The 19,940-nt window shown below is 58.5% G+C and carries 11 protein-coding genes and 1 tRNA gene; 8 read left to right on the top strand and 4 right to left on the bottom strand.

Going from position 1 to position 19,940, the window contains the following annotated elements; all coding sequences use genetic code 11:
* Positions 1-95: 95 nt before the first annotated feature.
* Positions 96-171: transfer RNA gene (locus ABXR19_RS10995), tRNA-Thr, on the bottom strand.
* 195 nt (positions 172-366) lie between these two features.
* Here ABXR19_RS10995 and ABXR19_RS10990 point away from each other — a divergent pair.
* The 8 genes from ABXR19_RS10990 (at position 367) to mutS (ending at position 11,565) form a co-directional block, all read left to right on the top strand.
* The gene (locus ABXR19_RS10990) at positions 367-834 is read left to right on the top strand and encodes a GspH/FimT family pseudopilin (RefSeq protein ID WP_354601172.1); all 468 of its coding nucleotides are present in this window, start codon (positions 367-369) and stop codon (positions 832-834) included.
* Positions 835-847: 13 nt separating this feature from the next.
* The gene (pilV, locus tag ABXR19_RS10985; protein WP_354601171.1) at positions 848-1,306 is read left to right on the top strand and encodes a type IV pilus modification protein PilV; all 459 of its coding nucleotides are present in this window, start codon (positions 848-850) and stop codon (positions 1,304-1,306) included.
* Positions 1,206-2,405 (top strand): PilW family protein, encoded by a 1,200-nt coding sequence (locus ABXR19_RS10980; RefSeq protein ID WP_354601170.1) that lies wholly within the window; start codon positions 1,206-1,208, stop codon positions 2,403-2,405. Before pilV ends, ABXR19_RS10980 begins: the two co-directional genes overlap by 101 nt.
* Before the next feature lie 25 nt (positions 2,406-2,430).
* Positions 2,431-2,949 carry a pilus assembly PilX family protein gene (locus ABXR19_RS10975; RefSeq protein ID WP_354601169.1) on the top strand — a complete coding sequence of 173 codons (519 nt, stop codon included), beginning with the start codon at positions 2,431-2,433 and terminating at the stop codon, positions 2,947-2,949.
* An 8-nt stretch (positions 2,950-2,957) separates the two neighbouring features.
* The gene (locus tag ABXR19_RS10970) at positions 2,958-6,401 is read left to right on the top strand and encodes a pilus assembly protein (protein ID WP_354601168.1); all 3,444 of its coding nucleotides are present in this window, start codon (positions 2,958-2,960) and stop codon (positions 6,399-6,401) included.
* Between the two features lie 77 nt (positions 6,402-6,478).
* Positions 6,479-6,895, top strand: a complete 417-nt coding sequence (locus tag ABXR19_RS10965; RefSeq protein ID WP_354601167.1) for a type IV pilin protein — start codon at positions 6,479-6,481, stop codon at positions 6,893-6,895.
* Positions 6,896-7,047: 152 nt separating this feature from the next.
* Positions 7,048-8,646: a malate synthase A gene (aceB, locus tag ABXR19_RS10960; protein ID WP_354601166.1), complete on the top strand. Its 1,599-nt coding sequence runs from the start codon at positions 7,048-7,050 to the stop codon at positions 8,644-8,646.
* A 348-nt stretch (positions 8,647-8,994) separates the two neighbouring features.
* Positions 8,995-11,565, top strand: a complete 2,571-nt coding sequence (gene mutS, locus ABXR19_RS10955) for a DNA mismatch repair protein MutS (protein ID WP_354601215.1) — start codon at positions 8,995-8,997, stop codon at positions 11,563-11,565.
* A 339-nt stretch (positions 11,566-11,904) separates the two neighbouring features.
* On the opposite strand, the gene ABXR19_RS10950 is transcribed toward mutS, so the two are convergent.
* The 3 genes from ABXR19_RS10950 to ABXR19_RS10940 form a co-directional block, all read right to left on the bottom strand.
* Complete coding sequence (locus tag ABXR19_RS10950; protein WP_354601165.1) at positions 11,905-14,355, bottom strand: pectinesterase family protein; 2,451 nt, start codon at positions 14,353-14,355, stop codon at positions 11,905-11,907.
* A 210-nt stretch (positions 14,356-14,565) separates the two neighbouring features.
* The gene (locus tag ABXR19_RS10945) at positions 14,566-17,343 is read right to left on the bottom strand and encodes a pectinesterase (RefSeq protein WP_354601164.1); all 2,778 of its coding nucleotides are present in this window, start codon (positions 17,341-17,343) and stop codon (positions 14,566-14,568) included.
* A 262-nt stretch (positions 17,344-17,605) separates the two neighbouring features.
* Complete coding sequence (locus ABXR19_RS10940; RefSeq protein ID WP_354601163.1) at positions 17,606-19,900, bottom strand: DUF8769 domain-containing protein; 2,295 nt, start codon at positions 19,898-19,900, stop codon at positions 17,606-17,608.
* Positions 19,901-19,940 lie beyond the last annotated feature (40 nt).

Here is a 19,940-nt window from a genome sequence, read left to right as displayed (position 1 = left end):
GAAATGACGATTCTACAACGCAGCACCAGCCAGGATTGGCTGAGCGACAGACAAGAAAAAAGGGCTGTGTCGAAGACACAACCCTTTTCCCAAACTGGTGCTGCTGACCGGAATCGAACTGGTGACCTACTGATTACGAATCAGTTGCTCTACCAACTGAGCTACAGCAGCGAAGGACGCGCATTGTATGCGAACAATTGGAATACCTCAACAGGCAAAGCGTTCAAGCAATGCGCAGCGTCTGTCGTTAGCCACAAGCGTGACGTATTTCACACTCACTCAAACAATCCGTCCACCCGTCCCTACAGGATTTCCTCTCATCGCGAAATTGTTGAATTTGGCAAATTTATCAATCAGGCTGCAATCATGAAAAAACTCAGCGGCTTCACTCTCATTGAACTGATGATCACGATCGCGGTTGGCGCCATCCTGATGGCGATCGCGGTCCCCAGCTTCAAGGATTTCATCCAGAATCAGCAGACGACCTCCGAGGCCAACACCCTGCTCGGTTCGCTCATGACCGCCAGAAGCAAAGCCATGCACGGAGATGTGACTTTTGCTCCCGCCAACGGCGTCAGCTTTGCCAGCGGCTGGATTGTCACAACCACAGGTACCAATGGCGTAGCCGTTACCATCCTCCAGCATGAGCCCCTCGAACGTCTCACCGCCAGCCCTGCAGCAGCCATTGTATTCAAACAGGGTATGGGGGAAGTAACCCTGCCCGTCAGCTTCGTCCTGACCCCTAAAGACTGTGGTGTTGGCGCAGACCGCCAGCGCACATTGACTGTCGCACTCAATGGCAGTAGCCGAATCACTCGAACCCTTTGCCCCTGAACCGAGCCTCGCCATGCAAACACATCCGCACAAATTCAAAAGACGCGCTCATCTCGGCTTCTCACTGATCGAAGTCTTGGTGGCCATGGTCGTACTGTCACTTGGCTTACTCGGCTTGGCGGCGCTGCAGATGACCTCACTACGGTTCAACCAGAGCTCCCAGATGCGCACCCAGGCGACCATCCTGGCCAGCGATATTTTTGACTGCATGCGCGCCAACCGTGACGCAGCAGCGATCGGACAATACGCCACGGCCTTTACAGCCGCCCCTCCCGGCGGGGCGACCGTTCATGAACAGGATCTGAGAAACTGGAAAAACCGTATTACCGGCCTGCTCGGTGCCACCGCCCAAGGAGAAGCTGCGGGACCGGATGCCGAAGGCAAATACAGAGTCACCATCCGCTGGAGTGACGCAGGCGACATCAACTCCGGGCGCACCCTGCAAGACTTCGTTTATCTCGCTCGCCCTTAACGGACGTCCGCTCATCATGATCAAACATTTACCCTCTCCTCCGCGCCAAACAGGCATGACGCTCATCGAACTGATGATCGCAATGATCCTCGGGCTCATCATCGTCGCCGGTGTGCTGTATGTATTCCAGGGCAGCAGCAAGACATTTCGCACCAGTGATGCGCTGGCCCGCGTGCAGGAAAACGGACGCTTCGGTCTTGAGGCAATCGCCAGTGACATACGCATGGCCAGCTACTCCGGCTGCGGCGCCATCCAGAATATAACTCCGCAATCAGTCGTCACGGAACTGGGTACTCTCGACCTGTTCGACGATAGCAACGTATTGCGTGGCTACACCTATACGGTTGGCGCCCCAATAGTCGGGGCGATCGTAGGCACACAAGGGGTAGTGGGCAGCGATGTTTTCATCGCCCGACACCTGTCTGAAAGCGTGGTCGAATTCAATGGCGACATGGCGCTAAAAACTGACCCCATCGTCTTGAAGAAGACCCCCAATACACCAAAGTTCGTGGACGGTCAAATTGTCGCGGTTGCCGACTGCACAAAGATGGACATTTTCCGCGTCACCAACGTGGTTGAAACAACCACAACGGTCACGCTCTCCCATGCCGTCGGATCAGCCGGCGTCGGCAACACCAGCCCGGAATTTCAAGGTCGCTACGGTGCCACTCTAGGAAGCAAGGCCGTCCGCCTGATCGAACAAGCCTACTATGTCAAAAACACCGGGCGTCTCAACAAAACCGGCCAACCGGTCTTCGCGCTATTCCGTCAAGCCACATCGACGGGACTGGCAACAGGGAACGAAGATGAAATAGCTGAAGGCGTTGAAGATTTACGCATCAGTTACGGCCTAGACACAATAGGTTTGGGCCAGGTCGACCGCTACGTAAGCGCGGGCGCCATGACCACCGCACAATGGCCAATGGTCCGCTCCATGCGCCTCGAACTACTTGTCGCCAGCATCGAGAACGGCGCCTTGGACGCTCCGCAGACTTACACCTTCAATGGCGCCAACGTAGTGCCTGCCGCCACAGACCGCAAGCTGCGCACCAGCATCGGCACCACGATCTCGCTGCGCAATCGCGACCACGTCGAATGACTCAACCGGCTCACGCAAAATCATCATGAAACCAGTTCAAGCCAAACGCAAACAATCGCAGCAAGGCGCCGCCCTGATCGTTGGGCTCGTATTCCTGCTGGTACTGACGATGATCGGTGTATCCGCGATCCAGACCTCCACGCAAGAGGAGCGCATGACCGGCTACATTCTCGACAGCAACGCCTCCCTGCAGGCAGCAGAAGCAGCTCTACGTGAGGCAGAATCTTTCGTAAAAAACCGCACCGAGGCCACCCTGATCGGGGCTTACTATGCTGACCCCGGCACCAGCCCCGAATCCAGCATCCCCGCCAACTGGACAACGGCCAATGCACGCGCCGTCAGCACCATTACCTTTAACGCAGGCGCCATCAACCTGGTGAAAGCCCTGCCCCTGTACCGCATCGAAAAACAACCGATTCTTCCCCTGCAACCCGGTACGCCCTTAACAAAAGAAGCTTTCCTGCTGACGGCTTTCAGCACCGGAGGTAGCGGCAACGCCCCTGTCGTCCTGCAAACATCCTACCGCCGTGATATCCCAGAATGAGGTCCATCATGAACACGCCATCCCAATTCCCCGCGCGCCAACGTACGCCGCAGCTTCTGTGCACGCTCGCCAGCCTAGCCGCGTTGCTGCTCGCGGCATCGCCCGTCGCTACAGCAGTGCCGCCAGCACTCAACATCGCTCAGAAACCGCTGTTCCTCGGCGGCACAGACCCGAACGTACTGTTCGTCCTGGATGATTCAGGCTCCATGAATTTCGCATTCATGCCAGAAATTATCGGCAAGTACGCTCTCACAAACCCGAACAACTCTGGTTCAAACTGTCTCGGAGAGAACGCAATGCCGCGCCGCTTGACTTCGGCCCAGTACAACACGCTCTACTACGACCCGGCGGTCACCTATCTGCCTCCGATGAATGCAGACGGATCAACAATGGCCAATTCAAACTTTGCCGCAGCCTGGACAAACGGCTTCAAGACAAGCGACGGAACGACAAATCTGAATAATTACAAAGCATTATTTAGCCCGGGAACCTACACGACTCCCGGAACAAAATGTAACTACCTCGACTCCACTGCCAAGGCGGCGTACTACCACGTATTCAACGCAAGCAACACCGGCTGCACAATCGACAATGCAGTATCGCCTCCCATCCCAAATGACAGTTGCTACACCCGGGTAAATGTAGCCGCTGGCGAACAGGAAAACTTTGCCAACTGGTTTTCGTATTACCGCATGCGCCTCTTGACAGCCAAAACAGGCGTCAGTCGGGCTTTCGCACAAGCAACCAGCGCCCTTTATCTGGGCTACGGCTCCATCAACACCAGTGGCATGGTTGCCAGAGGCGTACTCCCCTTCAAAGATGGAGTCCCCACTACCACAAGCACCTCCCGCAGCCAGTTTTTCAACTGGCTGTTTGCCAAGTCAACAAGCGGCAGCACGCCCTTGCGCCCAGCACTTGAGAATGCGGGAAAGTATTACGAAACCCAGACAGCGCCATGGAGTAGCAAGCCTTGGGATACCGCAAACGGAAACCCGGTCTCTTGCCGCCAAAGCTATACCATTCTAATGACAGATGGCTACTGGAATGGTGGCAGCGCAGTCGGCAACGCCAAAAATGACAACGACGGCACTGCCGGCTCGACCATTGCTCCAGCAGCAGGTTCAAGCCTTTCGCCCTACACATACACACCATCAGCTCCATTTAAAGACGCTGCGAGCGCGACCCGTAGCGACACGCTCGCGGACGTCGCCATGTACTATTGGAAACGGGATATCCGCACAGACTTGGCGAACAACGTCCCTGTCGGCCTGACCTCTATTGATAATGCGTTCTGGCAACACATGACAACATTTACCATCGGCTTGGGATTTTCAAGCACTGTAAATAAAGAGCGGGCCTTCAATTCGATCACAGCCAAAACCGGCGACGCCGACTTTGGTTACCCAACTAGTTGGCCGGCTCCGGCTGCAGATTCGGAAAACAACATCGACGATCTACTCCATGCTGGTGTAAATGGTCACGGAGGCTTCTTTAGCGCCAAGAATCCGACTGAGTTTGCCAATGCTTTGGGTGACACCCTCTCGTCAATTGCTGCACGCCAAGTCTCTGCTGCAGCGGCAGCGGTTAACTCGGGAACACTCTCAGCAGACACCGTTTTGTATCAGGCCACGTTCAACAGCAACAAGTGGAGTGGCGATGTGGTGGCTTACAAAATTGACCCTAGCACCCAAGCCCTAACGGAACTGGCCAAAGCCTCCGCTGGCGTACCATCACCGGCCGGGCGGACGATTTACACTTGGCGGCCCAGCTACACCAGCGGTGCATCGACTATACCCGCCGCAGCCGTGACCTTCGTCGAAACCAATCTGTCGCCCACTCAAACCGCAGCCATCACCAGCGGCATTAGCGGCGCGAGCTTGGGCAGCACAACCGTCGGCGACATCGTGAATTACGTGCGTGGCGACCGTAGCAAGGAGCTATCCAATATTGGGGGAACTCTACGCAACCGGGATGGCGTCATTGGCGACATCATCAATTCTGACCCGGCCTATGCTCGCAAAATGAACCTCGGCTACAAATACGCCCTGGGCTTGAGCACAGCAGCACGTTCCTCATACGACGCATTCGTTGCAGCGCAGATACCCACCCTGTATGTCGGCGCCAACGACGGCATGCTGCATGCTTTCAACGGATCAAAAGCAGCCGGTGACGCACTGGATGAACTTTTTGCTTTCATCCCCAATAGCGTGATAGGCAATCTGCCTTATCTGGCCAAATCCACTGACTTCGCGCACAAGTACTTTGTGGATGGCCCGACCACAGTCAGTCACGCTTACCTGAATGGCCGCTGGAAGACTATTCTTGTCGGCTCGACCGGCGCTGGTGGCAAGGCCTATTTCGCCATTGACGTCACCACCCCCAGCAGCCCTACCGTTATGTGGGAATTCAGCGATATCAACAATGCTGCGATGGGCAACACCATGAGCAAAGCCGCGGTTGTTCACCTTGCAAATGGCAAGTGGGCGGCAGTGTTCGGCAATGGTTACAACAGCACGGCGCAGAACGCCAGCCTGTTTGTTCTGGATCTTGAAACAGGTGCGCTGATCAAAAAACTGGACGTTACTTCGCGTGATCTGACCCTTGCCAACGGCCTGTCAGCCCCGGCCATCAGCGATCTGGATGGCGACGGCAGCGGCGATCTGGTATATGCCGGCGATTTGCAGGGTAACCTCTGGAAGTTCAACCTTTCCGACAGCAATCCGGACAATTGGGCCGTATCCTTCGGTGGCAAGCCCCTGTTCCAGACACCGATCACGACCGACGTCACGGGCACGCACAGACAGTCCATTACGATCAAACCAGAGTTGGCACGCCACCCGCAAGGAGGCACTCTGATCATGTTCGGCACTGGGAAATTCTTTGAGGCCGGCGACCAGAGCAATATTGACATGCAGACTTTTTACGGCGTCCGTGACGAGTGCGGGTTCAATACAGCCGCTGCTTGCACCACCGTATCGACAGCCAAGGTCACGCTGAGCGAGTTGCTGCAGCAAACCTTTACCGGCAGCACCGTCCGCATCCTTTCGAAAAATACCGACACTACCAAGAAAGGCTATTACGTCAACCTCCGCCTGGGCACCACCAACACCGGCGAACGGGTAATCTCGAACATGCTTCTACTGGATGACCGCATCATTTTTACTTCCGTTATCCCGAATGAAGACGTATGCGGCTTCGGCGGCACCAGCTGGCTCTGGGAATTGAATCTATTGACCGGCGGCGAGACGCCTTACAGCGTGTTTGATCTAAACAATGACGGAAAATTTGACGCCAGTGATCGGGGTAACGCCGTCACGCTAAGCGGACTCGCCAGAACACCAGCTCTGGTCCGAGACGGCTCTACGGGTCACCTCATGACAAACGAAAACAAACCCGTTAAAACCAACTTGTATGGCGAATTCGGTCGCCAGACCTGGCGCAAAGTTCGCTAACCCGGAACATCCCGTGCAGCCCGAAGCTGCGCGGGAGATTTAATTGACCGACCAGCCCGCCACGCGGGGAGATCAAGATGATTACAAGCAAAAAGCATAAAGGCTTCACCCTCATCGAACTAATGATCGTGGTAGCCATCGTCGGGATTCTGGCGGCCATCGCCTACCCGAACTACACTGAATATGTCCGCCGGAGTGCCCGTGTCGAATGTGAAGGAACCATGCTGGCGACGGCAAACGCATTACAACGCCGCTTCACCGCGCCTCCCAACAGCTATGTTGGAGCGCTCCCGGCACCCGCCCGCTGCCCGGCTGATGGCGGCACGCAAACTTACACTTTGACGCCGAACCCGATCGCGACAGCCACGTCCTTTGTCATTACAGCCACGCCCATGGGAGGCCAGATCAATGACCGCTGCGGCACCCTGACACTGTCTGACGCCGGCGTCAAAACCAATAGCGCAGGATTGCCCTTGAATCAGTGCTGGCGCTAAACCCGCCACACCCCTCAAAACGCCAGAGCTCGTCTCTGGCGTTTTCGTTTCTGCGCGGACAAATTCAAGGCAAGTAGCAAACACCAGCATTTCCAGCGGCGCTTCGGCGAGCTACACTGCATCGCAACATTCCCGATGCTTGGAGACCTCTCATGTCCTTTGCCCTGCCCGACCACATTCAGATCAATGCCCCGATTCACTCGGGTTTTGAAGCCATCCTGACACCCGAAGCGCTGGCGTTGGTCACGAAGCTGCATCGCGCATTCGAGCCACGTCGACGTGAGTTGCTGGCGGCACGCGTAGCGCGGCAGGCGCGCATCGATGCGGGTGAGATGCCAGATTTTTTGCCGAAAACGAAGGAAGTTCGCGAAGGTGACTGGCGCGTGGCACCGCTGCCGAAAGCGCTGGAGCGCCGCCGCACGGAGATCACCGGGCCGGTAGAACGCAAGATGATCATCAACGCCTTCAATTCGGGGGCGGACTCCTACATGACGGACTTCGAGGATTCGAATTCGCCGAACTGGTTCAACCAGGTGCAAGGCCAGATCAACCTGTACGAGGCGATCCGCCGCACGATCAGCTACACGAACGAAGCGGGCAAGAACTATCGCCTGAATGAACAGGTCGCGACGCTGCAGGTGCGCCCGCGTGGCTGGCACCTGGACGAGAAGCATGTGCTGATCGACGGCCAGCGTGTCTCCGGCGGCATCTTCGATTTCGCGCTGTTCCTCTTCCACAATGCCAAAGAGCAGATCGCGCGTGGCGCCGGGCCTTTCTTCTATCTGCCGAAAATGGAAAGCCATCTGGAGGCGCGTCTGTGGAACGAGATCTTCTGCATGGCGCAGGACGAATTGGGCATTGCGCGTGGCACGATTAAGGCCACTGTTTTGATCGAGACCATCCTCGCAGCGTTTGAGATGGAAGAGATCCTGTATGAGCTGCGCGAACACAGCGCAGGGTTAAACGCAGGACGCTGGGATTACATTTTTTCGTGCATCAAGAAATTCAAGATGAACAAGAATTTCTGCCTCGCCAACCGCAGTGCAATCACCATGAACGTGCCCTTCATGCGCTCCTACGCGCTGTCGCTGGTGCGCGCCTGTCACAAACGCGGCGCACCGGCGATTGGCGGCATGGCCGCGCTGATTCCGATCAAAAATGATCCGGAAGCCAACGACAAGGCCATGGCCGGTGTGCGCGCCGACAAGACCCGCGATGCCAACGACGGCTTCGACGGCGGCTGGGTCGCCCACCCCGGTCTGGTGCCGATTGCACTGGAAGAGTTCGTCAAGGTACTGGGTGATCGGCCGAACCAGTGGGACAAGCAACGCGATGATGTGTATGGCGCGGCCGATCTGCTGAACTTCCAGCCCGAGCAACCGATCACCGAAGCCGGCCTGCGCAACAACATCAACGTCGGCATCCACTATCTGGGCGCCTGGCTGGCCGGAAATGGCTGTGTGCCGATCCACAACCTGATGGAAGACGCGGCCACCGCCGAGATCAGCCGCTCGCAAGTGTGGCAATGGGTGCGCTCGCCCAAGGGCGTACTGGACGATGGCCGCAAGGTAGATGCCGCACTGGTGCGCACACTGATTCCGGAAGAACTGGCCAAGGTGCGTGCAGCCGTCACTGCGCAGGGCGAAAGTATTGCCAGTTACGAGCAGGCCGCGAAAATCTTCGAAGACATGTCGCTCTCCGAGGATTACGTCGAGTTCCTGACCTTGCCGCTGTATGAGGCCATGCATTGATAGCCTGAAGAGCCGCTTGCAGCGGACGTCTTCAAACGGCATGCCTGTATAGGGAGTACAGGCGGACTTCTTGCGGCATGGCTTCTGTAGAGGCAATGCAGGTGCGCCTCATCAGGCATGCCATCCACGTCATTCCGGACTCGATCCGGAATCCAGCGCCCCTCGCCACCCGTCTTCTGGATTCCGGATCAAGTCCGGAATGACGGATTTTTGGCTTGGCTTTGATCGCTCCCGCCCACTGTGGCCGAAACTGATTAACGCTGTAAAGAACGCTACGCATTGCCCCACACAGCCCAGCCGCTCTCGGCGACAATACGGCCTCGCGCCAACCAGCTCACCGCCCGCCGCATGCAGATCGCCGACATCGAAAAACACACACCCATGATGCAGCAATATCTGCGCATCAAACTCCAGCATCCGGACACGTTGTTGTTCTATCGCATGGGCGATTTTTACGAGCTGTTTTTCGAGGATGCGGAGAAGGCGGCGCGGATCCTGGACATCACCCTGACCACGCGCGGCGCCTCGGCCGGCAACCCGATCAAGATGGCGGGCATTCCATTTCACGCGCTGGAACCCTATCTGGCGAAGATCGTGAAGCTGGGCGAATCGGTGGTGATTGCCGAACAAGTCGGCGAGCCGGGCGCGACCAAGGGCCCGATGGAACGCGCCGTGGCGCGTATCGTCACCCCCGGCACGCTGACCGATGCGGCGCTGCTGGATGACCGCGCCGATGCGTCGCTGATCGCGGTGCAACTTAATCGCGGCGTGCTCGGTCTGGCCTGGCTGAATCTGGCCAACGGCGATTTTCGCCTGGTTGAAACCGATCCCGAAAACCTGATCAGCCATCTGGAGCGCCTGCGCCCTGCAGAGGCGCTGATCCCGGAATCGCTCAAGCTGCCGGCGCTGGAAGCGCGCGTGCCGGCGATCCGCCGTCTGGCCGACTGGCAGTTCGATCCAAAAACCGCACAAGAATTGCTGACGACGCATTTCGGCACCCACGATCTGGCCGGTTTCGGCGCAGAGGGACTCAACGTGGCGCTGGCCGCCTCTGGCGCGCTGTTCGATTACGCGCGCAGCACGCAACGCCAGACCCTCGCCCACATCACCGGGCTGAAGGTCGAAAGCGAGGGCGACTATCTGCGCATGGACGCACAAACGCGGCGCAACCTCGAAATCTCCGAAACCCTGCGTGGCGAGCCAGCGCCAACCCTTCTCTCGCTGCTGGATCTGACCGAAACCAGCATGGGTTCGCGCTGGCTGCGCCACGCCCTGCACCATCCACTCGCTTCTCGCGGCGCCTGTCGCGAACGCCACGCCGTGGTCGGCGCCCTGCTCGGCGATGCCGGTGACGGTCCGCTCTCTGCTGTCGCCGCCGCGCTGCGCCCGATTGCCGACATCGAACGCATCGCCACACGCATCGCGCTGACCAGCGTGCGCCCGCGCGAGCTCGCCGCCCTGCGCGAAAGTCTGGCAGCGCTGGATGCCGTGCGCGCACCACTGCCGCAGGCCGATTCAAACCTGCTCGCCCACATCCACGCCGACCTGGCTACGCCGGTCGACACCTTGCTGTTGCTGCAGGCGGCTGTCGCCGAAGAGCCCGCTACGCAAGTGCGCGACGGTGGTGTGATCAATCGCGGCTATGACGCCGAGCTGGATGAGCTACGCGACATTCAGAACAACTGCGGCGAATTTCTGGTGGCGCTGGAAGCGCGCGAGCGCGAGCGTAGCGGCATCAGTACGCTCAAGGTCGAGTTCAACCGCGTGCATGGCTTCTACATCGAAGTCACCCACGCCAATACCGACAAGGTGCCGGACGATTATCGCCGGCGCCAGACCATGAAGAATGCCGAGCGCTACATCACGCCCGAGCTGAAAGCCTTCGAGGACAAGGCGCTCTCCGCGCAGGATCGTTCGCTGGCGCGCGAGAAGATGCTCTACGAGGAACTCGTCGCCAAGCTCGCGCCGCAAGTGCCGCGCCTGCAGCAAATCGCCCACGCCGTGGCCCTGCTTGATGGCCTGAATGCGTTTGCGCAGGCCGCGGCACGCTTCGACTACCGCGCGCCGGAACTGGTCGATGAGCCCGGCATCGAGATCACCAACGGCCGCCATCCGGTGGTAGAACGCCAGGTCGACGCTTTCATCAGCAACGACACGCGCCTCGCCCCGACGCGCCGCATGCTGCTGGTGACCGGCCCGAACATGGGCGGTAAATCGACTTACATGCGTCAGGTCGCGCTGATCGTGCTGCTGGCCCACTGTGGTTCATTCGTGCCGGCAAGCGCCTGTCGCATCGGCCCGGTCGATGCGATCTACACGCGCATCGGCGCGTCCGACGATCTGGCTTCCGGCCGTTCCACCTTCATGGTCGAGATGACCGAAGCCGCGGCGATTTTGAATGGCGCGACCGACAAAAGCCTCGTGCTAATGGACGAAATCGGCCGTGGCACCTCAACCTTCGATGGCATGGCGCTGGCCTATTCCATCGCGCGTCATCTGCTCGACAAAAACCAGAGTTACGCACTGTTTTCCACCCACTATTTCGAGCTGACCCGACTCGGCCAGGAATACCCGGAATGCGCCAATGTGCATCTGGGCGCCGTCGAGCACGGTCACAGCATCGTCTTCCTGCACGCCGTGCAGGACGGCCCGGCCTCGCAAAGCTACGGTATCGAAGTCGCCGCGCTGGCCGGCATTCCGCCCACTGTCGTGCGCGACGCCAAGCGACGATTGCGGGCGCTGGAGAACCGCGAAGTCGCCAGTGGGCCGCAGGATGATCTGTTCGCCTCGCTGCCAGAGCCGGAGCCCGCACAGGTCAGCCATCCGGCTTTGAGCCAGCTGGCCGACACCGACCCGGACAACATGAGCCCGCGCGAAGCCATGGAAGCGCTGTATGCGCTGAAGAAATTGCTGGGCTGAATTTAGCCACGCGAGCATGTATCGCCATGAGCCGCTCCCGGCCTTGCTCTGCAGGCACCCATGCTGCAGAACCAATACCGGAGCGGGTCTTCAGGCATGATCTGAAAAACCTGTAAACAAAAAAAGCCCGGCGCAAGGCCGGGCTTGAACAGGAACAGTCAGGAAACAAAAGTAACACGCCGATGCGTAAAGACGAATGTTACCGAGAACATAATACCCGCTTGTAACGATCCGACAAAGCGCAACAGCGCGTTTCTGGCTGCTTTTTACCGTATTTAACTGAGCCGACAGCTCGGCCGCAAACCGGGCAAGCCCGGCTTACGACTGAGCGTCAATGGCTCAAGGCTGCGGATTCCATCCAATCGTCGAGAACACCTGCTCACGCGACAGGTAGGGCGCAGCTTCCGCCGCCGTCAGCGTACGTGCAGCCGCAACGCGGGCGCCCACATCCAGTGCCGAGCCGTCCAGACGCGTGCTGCCGAATTCGCGCCAGCCGCTGTTCAGCGTGGCCTTGGCCGGGTTCGGCGTCGGGCTGGTCCACCAGCCTTCAGGGGCGATGTGCTTGTCCATCTTGCTGTTCACAAACACCACATTGTCAAAGAAGGACGGGCTGCCACCGCTGCGAGCCAGCACCGTGGCACCATCCGGCACGCCGTCTTCGCGGGTGATGCGGCTGTTGAGGAAGACGTAACCCTTGTCCTCAGCCTTGGCCACGCGCGCCTGCAGGATGTAGCCACCCTTGGCGGCGTCAGTCGAATCGACAATCGTGCGGATCTCGCTGTTCTCGAACAGAGCGGCCTTCGCGCTGCCCCAGATGAAATCCACATCGCCCGCCACCAGGGTGTTGTAGAACCAGCTGTAGGCGTTGAGCTGCAGCGTGTCCTGACGGCTGATGAAGTTGGCATTCTTGGCGATCAGACGTTCCTTGTCACCGGCAAAGTAGATCGTCTCGGCCTGGCCGTTGATGCCCGCCGTTTTCAGGTGGCTGTTCTTCAGGGTCAGGCGATCCAGCACCAGCATGTCGGCATTCCCCACCGCAAACACGGCACGCCCGCCTCCAGACGTCGCCGGCTTGTTCGCACCGATGGAAAGGCCTGTGTTCTGCGCTTCAAAATTATTGAACTGGATCACAGCACCGTCACGGCTCTCACCCTGAATCGTCACATTATCCTTGGCGCGCAGGAACAGGAGTTCCTCGTAAGTGCCGTTCTTCACCTTGATCGTCACCGGTGCGTCCTTCGGCAACTGCATGGCGTAGTCGAGCGCGCCCTGCACGCTGCGGAAATCCGCCTTGCTGCCGTCGTCATCCACGGTCAGTGCAGCGAGCGCCTTGGCCGGCGCCTTCTTCGTGGTGAAGCTCCAGCCCGCCTTCTTGCCAAGGCCGGTGAAAGGTTTGCCGGCGAGCTTGCCATCCTGCAGCAGGTTTTCCGACACGGCCACGTAATACGTCGTGGCATAGGCCAGCTTGCCTACGTGCGGACGCACGATCAGCTGCTTGCCGGCCACACGCATCAGCGGCATGTTCACACCACGGTAGAAGCCATCCGGCGTCGGGCCGTAAGTGTTGCTCTCACCCTTGGGCTTGATCACATCGACCAGCTTGTCATCCTTGGCACTGAAGATCCGCAACGAACCCTTGCCACTGAGCAGCGGGGCCACATCAAAGCTCAAAGCCAGTTCGCCATCCGCATATGCCGCCTTGCTGCCGGCAGCCGGCTGGGTTTTCTTTGCAAGCTTCGGATAAGTTGTCGAAGCCAGCACAAAGGCCGGTTCAATATTGGCTTTGAGCGTCTTCTTCAGCGCGGGATTCGAGCCGCTGGTGAAGCTGATCGTGGCTGCTCCAGCACCGACCGCGTGCAACACAACCTTGTCGCCGTTCTGCGCCACGCTCACCACCTTAGGATCGCTGGAGACAACGCTGAAGGCATCGGGCTTGGAATCGGACTTGCTCGCCGACACACTGATCTCGCGATCCGCGCCGCCAACTTCGGAATTCCAGTCCGCCGGCTGATCGAGCGAAAGCAGCACCGGCTTCACGTTGGCGTCGCCTACCACAATGTCATCCACAGCAAACGAACGATTATCCAGCCAGAAACCGATCTTGCCCGGCGCAGTAATCGTGGCATCGGTAAAGCTGCCAGCCAGATCATCGTCGATGTAGAAATTCAGGGTGTCGCCCTTCATTTCCATGCGCAGCTTGTACCACTGATCATTCAGGATCGTACGCGCCGAGAACTGACGTGCGCGCAGCCACTTGCCGCCATTCGCCTTGTGGAACTCCACCTTGGCGCTGGCGCTGTTCTGCACATTCAGGCAGCCGCCGTACCAGTTATTCACATCCTGATAGCGACCAAGCAGACACACGAATTTGTTCGAGGTGCTGTTGTTGATCGGCTTGATGCGCGCCTCAACAAAATAGTCGGCGTTTTTCTTCGCAGCGACCGAGGCAAATGCCGCGTCACTCACGCTAGCCACAACGCCCTTGCTCTTGCCAGCGTCGTATTGCAGGAAACTGTTGGCAGCCTCCTTCTGAATCGAAATCTTGCCGTCAGCCACACCGATGGTGGCTGCTCCGCCTGCCGGCAAAATATCCCAGCGTGCGCTGGAGCCATTCTGGAAATCCTCACAGAACCAGATGCCGGGCGCGCACTGAACGGCTGGCGCTGCAACGGCGGGCTTTGCAGCTGTCTTTACCGCCGCCTCTTCCGTCAATTTGCCGCCACCACAGGCAGCCAGCAAGCCCCCCATCGCCAGCGTGGCGGCGAGGATTGAATTACGCATTACGCTCATTTCTGTACTCCTGTAATGAATCAAATCCGTCTGTGGTCAAGAGCCCTGCCCCTGCCCTCTGATATCGGTAACAGATTATCGCGCAAGGATATCTTCTTTAGCTGCGCGACGGAATTCATCCTGCGTTTGTGTTGCAGCACAAGCGAAAACGGGGAGGCCGAAGCCTCCCCGCATTTTCCCTAAACCCCTGAAAATCCGGGGCTCACATCCTTACGGTTGCGGATTCCAGCCGCCACTGAAACCAGAGAAGATCTCGGCGCGCGTATCCAGAGCCCCAGCATCGCCAGCGCTCAACTGCAAACTGGTTGCAGAACGAGCCGATACATTCAGCGCAGTACCATTCAGGTCAGTACTACCGTACTCACGCCAGCCAGCAGCCGCAGTTGCCGGGTTGGTATCCGGATTGACCTGACCATTAATGGTCGCATCCGCCCAACCATAGGCTGCAATATGGGTATCCATCTTGCAACCGATATACGCAACCTTATCACCGACGCCTGTCGACGCTTGGGAGCGTGCCAGATAGGTCGCGGCAGGTGCATTTGTGCCATTTGCGACTTGCTGCCCGGAAGCAGAAGGGCTTGGCCCGTAGGTGAATTTACTATTCAGGAATACAAGTCCCTTATCCCCCGGCGCTGTGCGCGTTACCGCAACATAACCGCCGGAAGGCGATGTAGTGCTCGGTTTGCTATCCCCAACCGTGCGGATCTCGCTATTTTCAAAGACGGCAGCTTTGATATAACCCCAGATAAAATCGGTGTTACCCGCCACCAAGGAGTTGTAGAACCAGGAGTACCCCTTCAACTGCAGCGTATCCTGCTCACTCAAGAAATTTGAGTTCTTGGCAACAAGCCGGCCATCGCTATTAAAGAGAATGGTTTCTGCCTGATCCCCACCACCTGTACGCAAACGCGTGTTTTTGAAGGTAAGGTTATCCAGCGTCAACTCGTCGGTAGTTCCATCAATAAGGAATACGCCGCGGCCACCACCACTCGTAACCGTTGAAGATGTAACACCTGCACCGTTACCGACGTTTAGCCCGTCGTAATTATTGAAGGTAATCACGGATCCTGCACGGCTCTCACCTTGAATCGTCAGCTTATTCTTGCCGCGCAAGTAGAGAAGCTCCTCATAGGTGCCGTTCTTCACCGTAATGGTCGCCGCCGTATCTACTGCAACATTGGCCATAACATAGTTCAGAGCGCCTTGCACCGTGCGGAAATCCGCCACACCATCATCATCCACAGTCAGGCTGGTCAAGCCACTAGCCGGTGCGGCCTTGGTCGTGAAGGACCAGTTCGCTGTTTTACCCAGACCAGAGAAGCTCGTACCGTTCAACGTACCCGCCACCACGCCATTAGCAACTGCAACATAGTAGGTTTTGCCATAGGCGAGCTTATTCATGTGCGGGCGAATCTTCAAACTATTCCCCGACACAGAGATCATTGGCATAGCCAAGCCACGGTAGTAGCCCCCCACTGCCGGACCGACCGCATTGGATTCACCTGCAAGCCCGATGGTGTCGACAACAAGATCATTGCTGGAATCGAAAATACGTACCGATCCGACCGAGCCAAGCACGGGAACAGAATCAAATGTCAGACTCAAAACTTCGTCTGCGTAAGCTGCCGCGGCACCGGAGGCAGGCACAGTCTTGGCCGCCAGGCTGCCGTAAGTAGCCGTCGGCATCACAAAGCCTGGATTAATGGTCACGGCAATCGTGCGTTTCACCGTGGAATCAGATCCGCTAATAAAAGTCACGTTTGCCGTGCCTGCAGCGACCGGCGTCAATGTTACTGTCGTCCCACTAGTCACCACTGAAACGACAGCAGTATTGCTGGACGAAACACTGAAGGTATCTGCCGTCGTACCATCACTTTTAAGTGCGGTAACGGCCACGCTATACGGGGCTGTACCTGCTTCAGCGGTGTAGGTCAGTGCCGACGGAGCCAGCACCAGAGCCACCGGTTTCACACTGGGGTCGCCCACCTTCACGTCATCAATCAGGAAGGAACGATTGGCTGACCAGAGGGCGATCTTGCCGGCACCAGTGATCGACGTATCAGCCCAAACCGCAACTTTCTCGCCATCAACGTAGGTCACCAGATCGCTACCGATCAGCTCAAAACGCACGGTATACCACTGACCGCCCGGAACCCAGGTCGTCAGGTCGGCGGAGGTCGGCGCCGCGCCCATCACCAAGGCTTTCGAAACCTGTTTGGCGCGGCTGGGCAGAAAGCTAGCGTTTGAGACACCCTCCTCAACCTTGGTGGCGGTTGGAAGGCCCTGCATGTTCAGGCCGCCGTGGTACCAGCTGGTCGCACTGCCATAACGCGCCAGAAGATACAGTTGCTTGTTGCCGGAAGTTCCATTCGCCAAAGGCTTGATGCGTGCCTCGACGTAATAGTTGGTCTTGTTGCTCACGCCAGCCCAGACACTGTCTTTCAGCGCAGCAATCACGCCACCCTTGGTATCAACCTGAGCGTCGTAATACATGACTTTGTTACTCGGCGCGCCCGGCTCGTCAATCACCGAGAATCCGCCAGCGGTGCCTGCATTGGTGATGCCGAGATCCCAATTTGCGGAGGAACCATTCTGGAAGTCATCACAAAACCAGTCCGTACCGCTGCAAACGGCCACGGTGCCGCCGCCCGAAGATGAACTTGAGGAACTGCTGGAGCTTGAAGAAGAACTGGAACTGCTGCTCGACGAACTGGAGCTACCGCTCGAACCGCCGGCAGGCGGGCTTGAACTATCCCCGCCACCACCGCCTCCGCCACAAGCCGCCAAAAGCCCGGCGGCGGCGAACATGCTCACCAGCACTGCATTACGAAAACCCTTCATGACTTGCTCCTTCTCCAGCGAATTACGTCTTTGATCATTTCCGGGCGCGGCCTTTTTCAAGCCTGCGTCGCACGAAAACGCCTCCTCGGTCCGGCCTTTCAAAAAAATTCGTGTTACCGAAATCTTTTCCAATGAGACCGACAACAAACAAATTGTTACCGAAAACATCCTACAGCAGTGCCGCAGGCAATGTGTAGGAAAAAATTAACGTAATGGGTAAGAAGCCGGAGCAGAAAAGCCTGGCTCAATGAATCAGGAAGGGCCGGAAAAGCGGCCCGGCAGGCACTTCAGCGCAAACATCCTGCAAGCGCCAAGCGCGTGATAAAACTTTCAAATACACAAAATTTATCAATACCGGACGTTGCTTCGCCGCAACAGCGCTCCTTGGGCGATCCGCAGACAGCCCCTATTTATAAGGGTTTGCCTGTATTCGGCCATTCACCCACAACGCAGCCTCGGCCGGCAGCAAATTCATGCCCTCGCGCAGCAGGCGCTTGCCAGCCACTACATCGGCCATCAAGCGCAAGGGATGACCGCCGCGCACGCTTGCTTCCAGCTGATCGCCCTGCAGCGTCGCCGCGCCTTGCACGCGGATCTGCCTGCGCCGGTATTCCGCAAAGGCGGTTTCATCAACCAGACCGTCCTGCACACTCGCCCACATCGCCAGGCTGGCACGCTGCTCCGTGCGCATGGCCGCATGCGTGGCGCTCAGACGCAATGCGCCATAGGCGAGGCCGTCGTTATGCAGGGTAAAGCCGACCGGCGCGCCCTGCACGTCCCAGGCACCGAGCAGACGCAAGGCAGCCACCGCACCCTCACGGCGCGCAAAGAGTGTGGCGCCGGCCGGGATCGCGTTCTGCTGCGGCACGAACTCGCGAAAATCAAAACCTCCCAGGAGCCTCGTTGCGCCTTGATCTGCAGGCAGCTCTTCGAAACGAAGATCAGCCACGCGCAGCTCGGTGCGATTGCTGCTGGTGGAATATAGCCAGGCCTTGCACCACACCGCGCCTTCGGGCGCAGCGTGACTGAACTGGCGATCGGCAAAAGCCCCCTGCCCGCCAGAAACCTTAATGGCATGTTCGCTACCGATCAGGCGTTTCGCGCCATCCAGATAATTGAGATACAGGAAGACCTCACCGCCCTGCAGGCTGGCGGCCAGCCGGTAAGTGCGGCCCGATTGCACCGGAAAGATACGCGAGACACCGACACCCAGCTTGTCATCGCGATCACTGAGCAGCAATTCGGCACGGCCATCACGCTGCTTCACGTCGATGACGGTGCTTATCCCATTCGGGCCAAAATCGTAAATCCAACGGCTGCGTGCGGTAAACAGGTCGAGCTTTTTATCGTCCAGCCAGTATTCGGCATCCGCCGGCAAAGTCACGACTGATTCCAGCGCGCTCAGTGCCGGGCTGGCATCGCGCACCGAGGCGAGGAACAACACCTCGTTGTCGTGCTGCACGCTACTCAGAAAGGGCCGCAGATGCAGCGCCTTCATGTGGCCGGATCCGGCCTCCAGCGTCTTGTTCTGGCCGTAATAATCGCGCCGCCCGTCCATGAAGAAATTGATGATCGGCACGTCTTGCCCGCTGCCCAGATTGATCACCAGCGGTGAGTTGTCGTGGCCCGCGTGGTAGCCGGATTCGGCCGAGGCGATGCTGAAATTCTTGCCCAGAAAGTGCGTGTGACGCTTCTCCGCCTCGACGCCCCAACGCGCCGAGACCAGTCTGGGGAAGGACCCCTGCAGCCACTCTTCAGCCCCCCTGCCCGGAGACGCCCATGCATAGGCGTCGTACGGCCCCCTGCTTGCAGAAGTCCGCCCCGTGCGGCTCTCCGGGCCACCCATCCAGCCGGCACGCGCCACCCAGTTATTCACGCCACCCACGTTGAACAGGCGGTTGTAATCGCGGCTGTGCGTGCCGCCGAGGCGCTGCGCCGGCGCGTACCAGTTCAGCGCGATGTCCTGCCAGAAAATGTCCAGCGCCTCGCGCGCCTGACTGCGGGCACCGGCGTCGCGCGACAGATTGCAGATCAAAGCCAGGCTTTCCAGATCCACGTCGTAATAGCTCGGGCTGAGATATTCGTTGATGCCGGTGCGCCGCGTGTGCGCCAGCCAATCTGCCAGCATCCTGTAACCCGAGGCGGCCAGCGCTTCGTCCTGCAAGGCCTCGCCCAGCGCAATCAGATTCCAGGTCTTCATCAACCAGATATTGGTGTAGCTGATCGCCACGCCGTGGCGGGGAATGCCGACCTTGGCCATGTTCAACAAAGTCAGTAGAGATTCGCGCTGCGCGGGCGTCAGCCGCTCGGCATACAGCAACCAGATCAGCACAGCCTTGCGCGTCACGAATTCGATACCGTTACGGTCCACCAGTTTCGTGTCGCCCTGATACCAATGGATATTGCCGAAGGTCTTGCTGGCCGGATCGGTATCCAGCAAGGCAGGCAGCGCGGCCAGCATCTGCGCGCTGCGCGCCGGATCGTAGCCGGCCGCCAGCGCATCCAGGGCCAGCGCCGAGGCGTCAATGGAACTCATCCCCGGCCGCAACACGCCCTGTGCAAACAGACGCGCGTAGCGCGCATCGACGGCCGTACGCAGCTGGGCCAGCTCCTCCGCCGAAGGCTGCCAGCGCGGCGGAGCCTCTTGCGCTGCGACACCCAGAGACAACAGCAGCAGACACAGAACCAACAGCCGACGCATGGTTTTCTCCGGACCAAAAAATTGCGGGCCGAGGGGATTG

It is taken from the genome of Uliginosibacterium flavum (assembly GCF_040566545.1).
In the GTDB taxonomy this organism is placed as follows: Bacteria; Pseudomonadota; Gammaproteobacteria; order Burkholderiales; family Rhodocyclaceae; genus Uliginosibacterium; species Uliginosibacterium flavum.
This window is presented reverse-complemented; position numbering and strand designations above follow the sequence as displayed.

Excerpts from the sequence above, each read along its gene's own strand:
- ABXR19_RS10990 (WP_354601172.1), top strand. The coding sequence starts at position 367 with ATGAAAAAACTCAGCGGCTTCACTCTCATTGAACTGATGATCACGATC.
- pilV (WP_354601171.1), top strand. The coding sequence starts at position 848 with ATGCAAACACATCCGCACAAATTCAAAAGACGCGCTCATCTCGGCTTC.
- ABXR19_RS10980 (WP_354601170.1), top strand. The coding sequence starts at position 1,206 with ATGCCGAAGGCAAATACAGAGTCACCATCCGCTGGAGTGACGCAGGCG.
- ABXR19_RS10975 (WP_354601169.1), top strand. The coding sequence starts at position 2,431 with ATGAAACCAGTTCAAGCCAAACGCAAACAATCGCAGCAAGGCGCCGCC.
- ABXR19_RS10970 (WP_354601168.1), top strand. The coding sequence starts at position 2,958 with ATGAACACGCCATCCCAATTCCCCGCGCGCCAACGTACGCCGCAGCTT.
- ABXR19_RS10965 (WP_354601167.1), top strand. The coding sequence starts at position 6,479 with ATGATTACAAGCAAAAAGCATAAAGGCTTCACCCTCATCGAACTAATG.
- aceB (WP_354601166.1), top strand. The coding sequence starts at position 7,048 with ATGTCCTTTGCCCTGCCCGACCACATTCAGATCAATGCCCCGATTCAC.
- mutS (WP_354601215.1), top strand. The coding sequence starts at position 8,995 with ATGCAGATCGCCGACATCGAAAAACACACACCCATGATGCAGCAATAT.
- ABXR19_RS10950 (WP_354601165.1), bottom strand. The coding sequence starts at position 14,355 with ATGAGCGTAATGCGTAATTCAATCCTCGCCGCCACGCTGGCGATGGGG.
- ABXR19_RS10940 (WP_354601163.1), bottom strand. The coding sequence starts at position 19,900 with ATGCGTCGGCTGTTGGTTCTGTGTCTGCTGCTGTTGTCTCTGGGTGTC.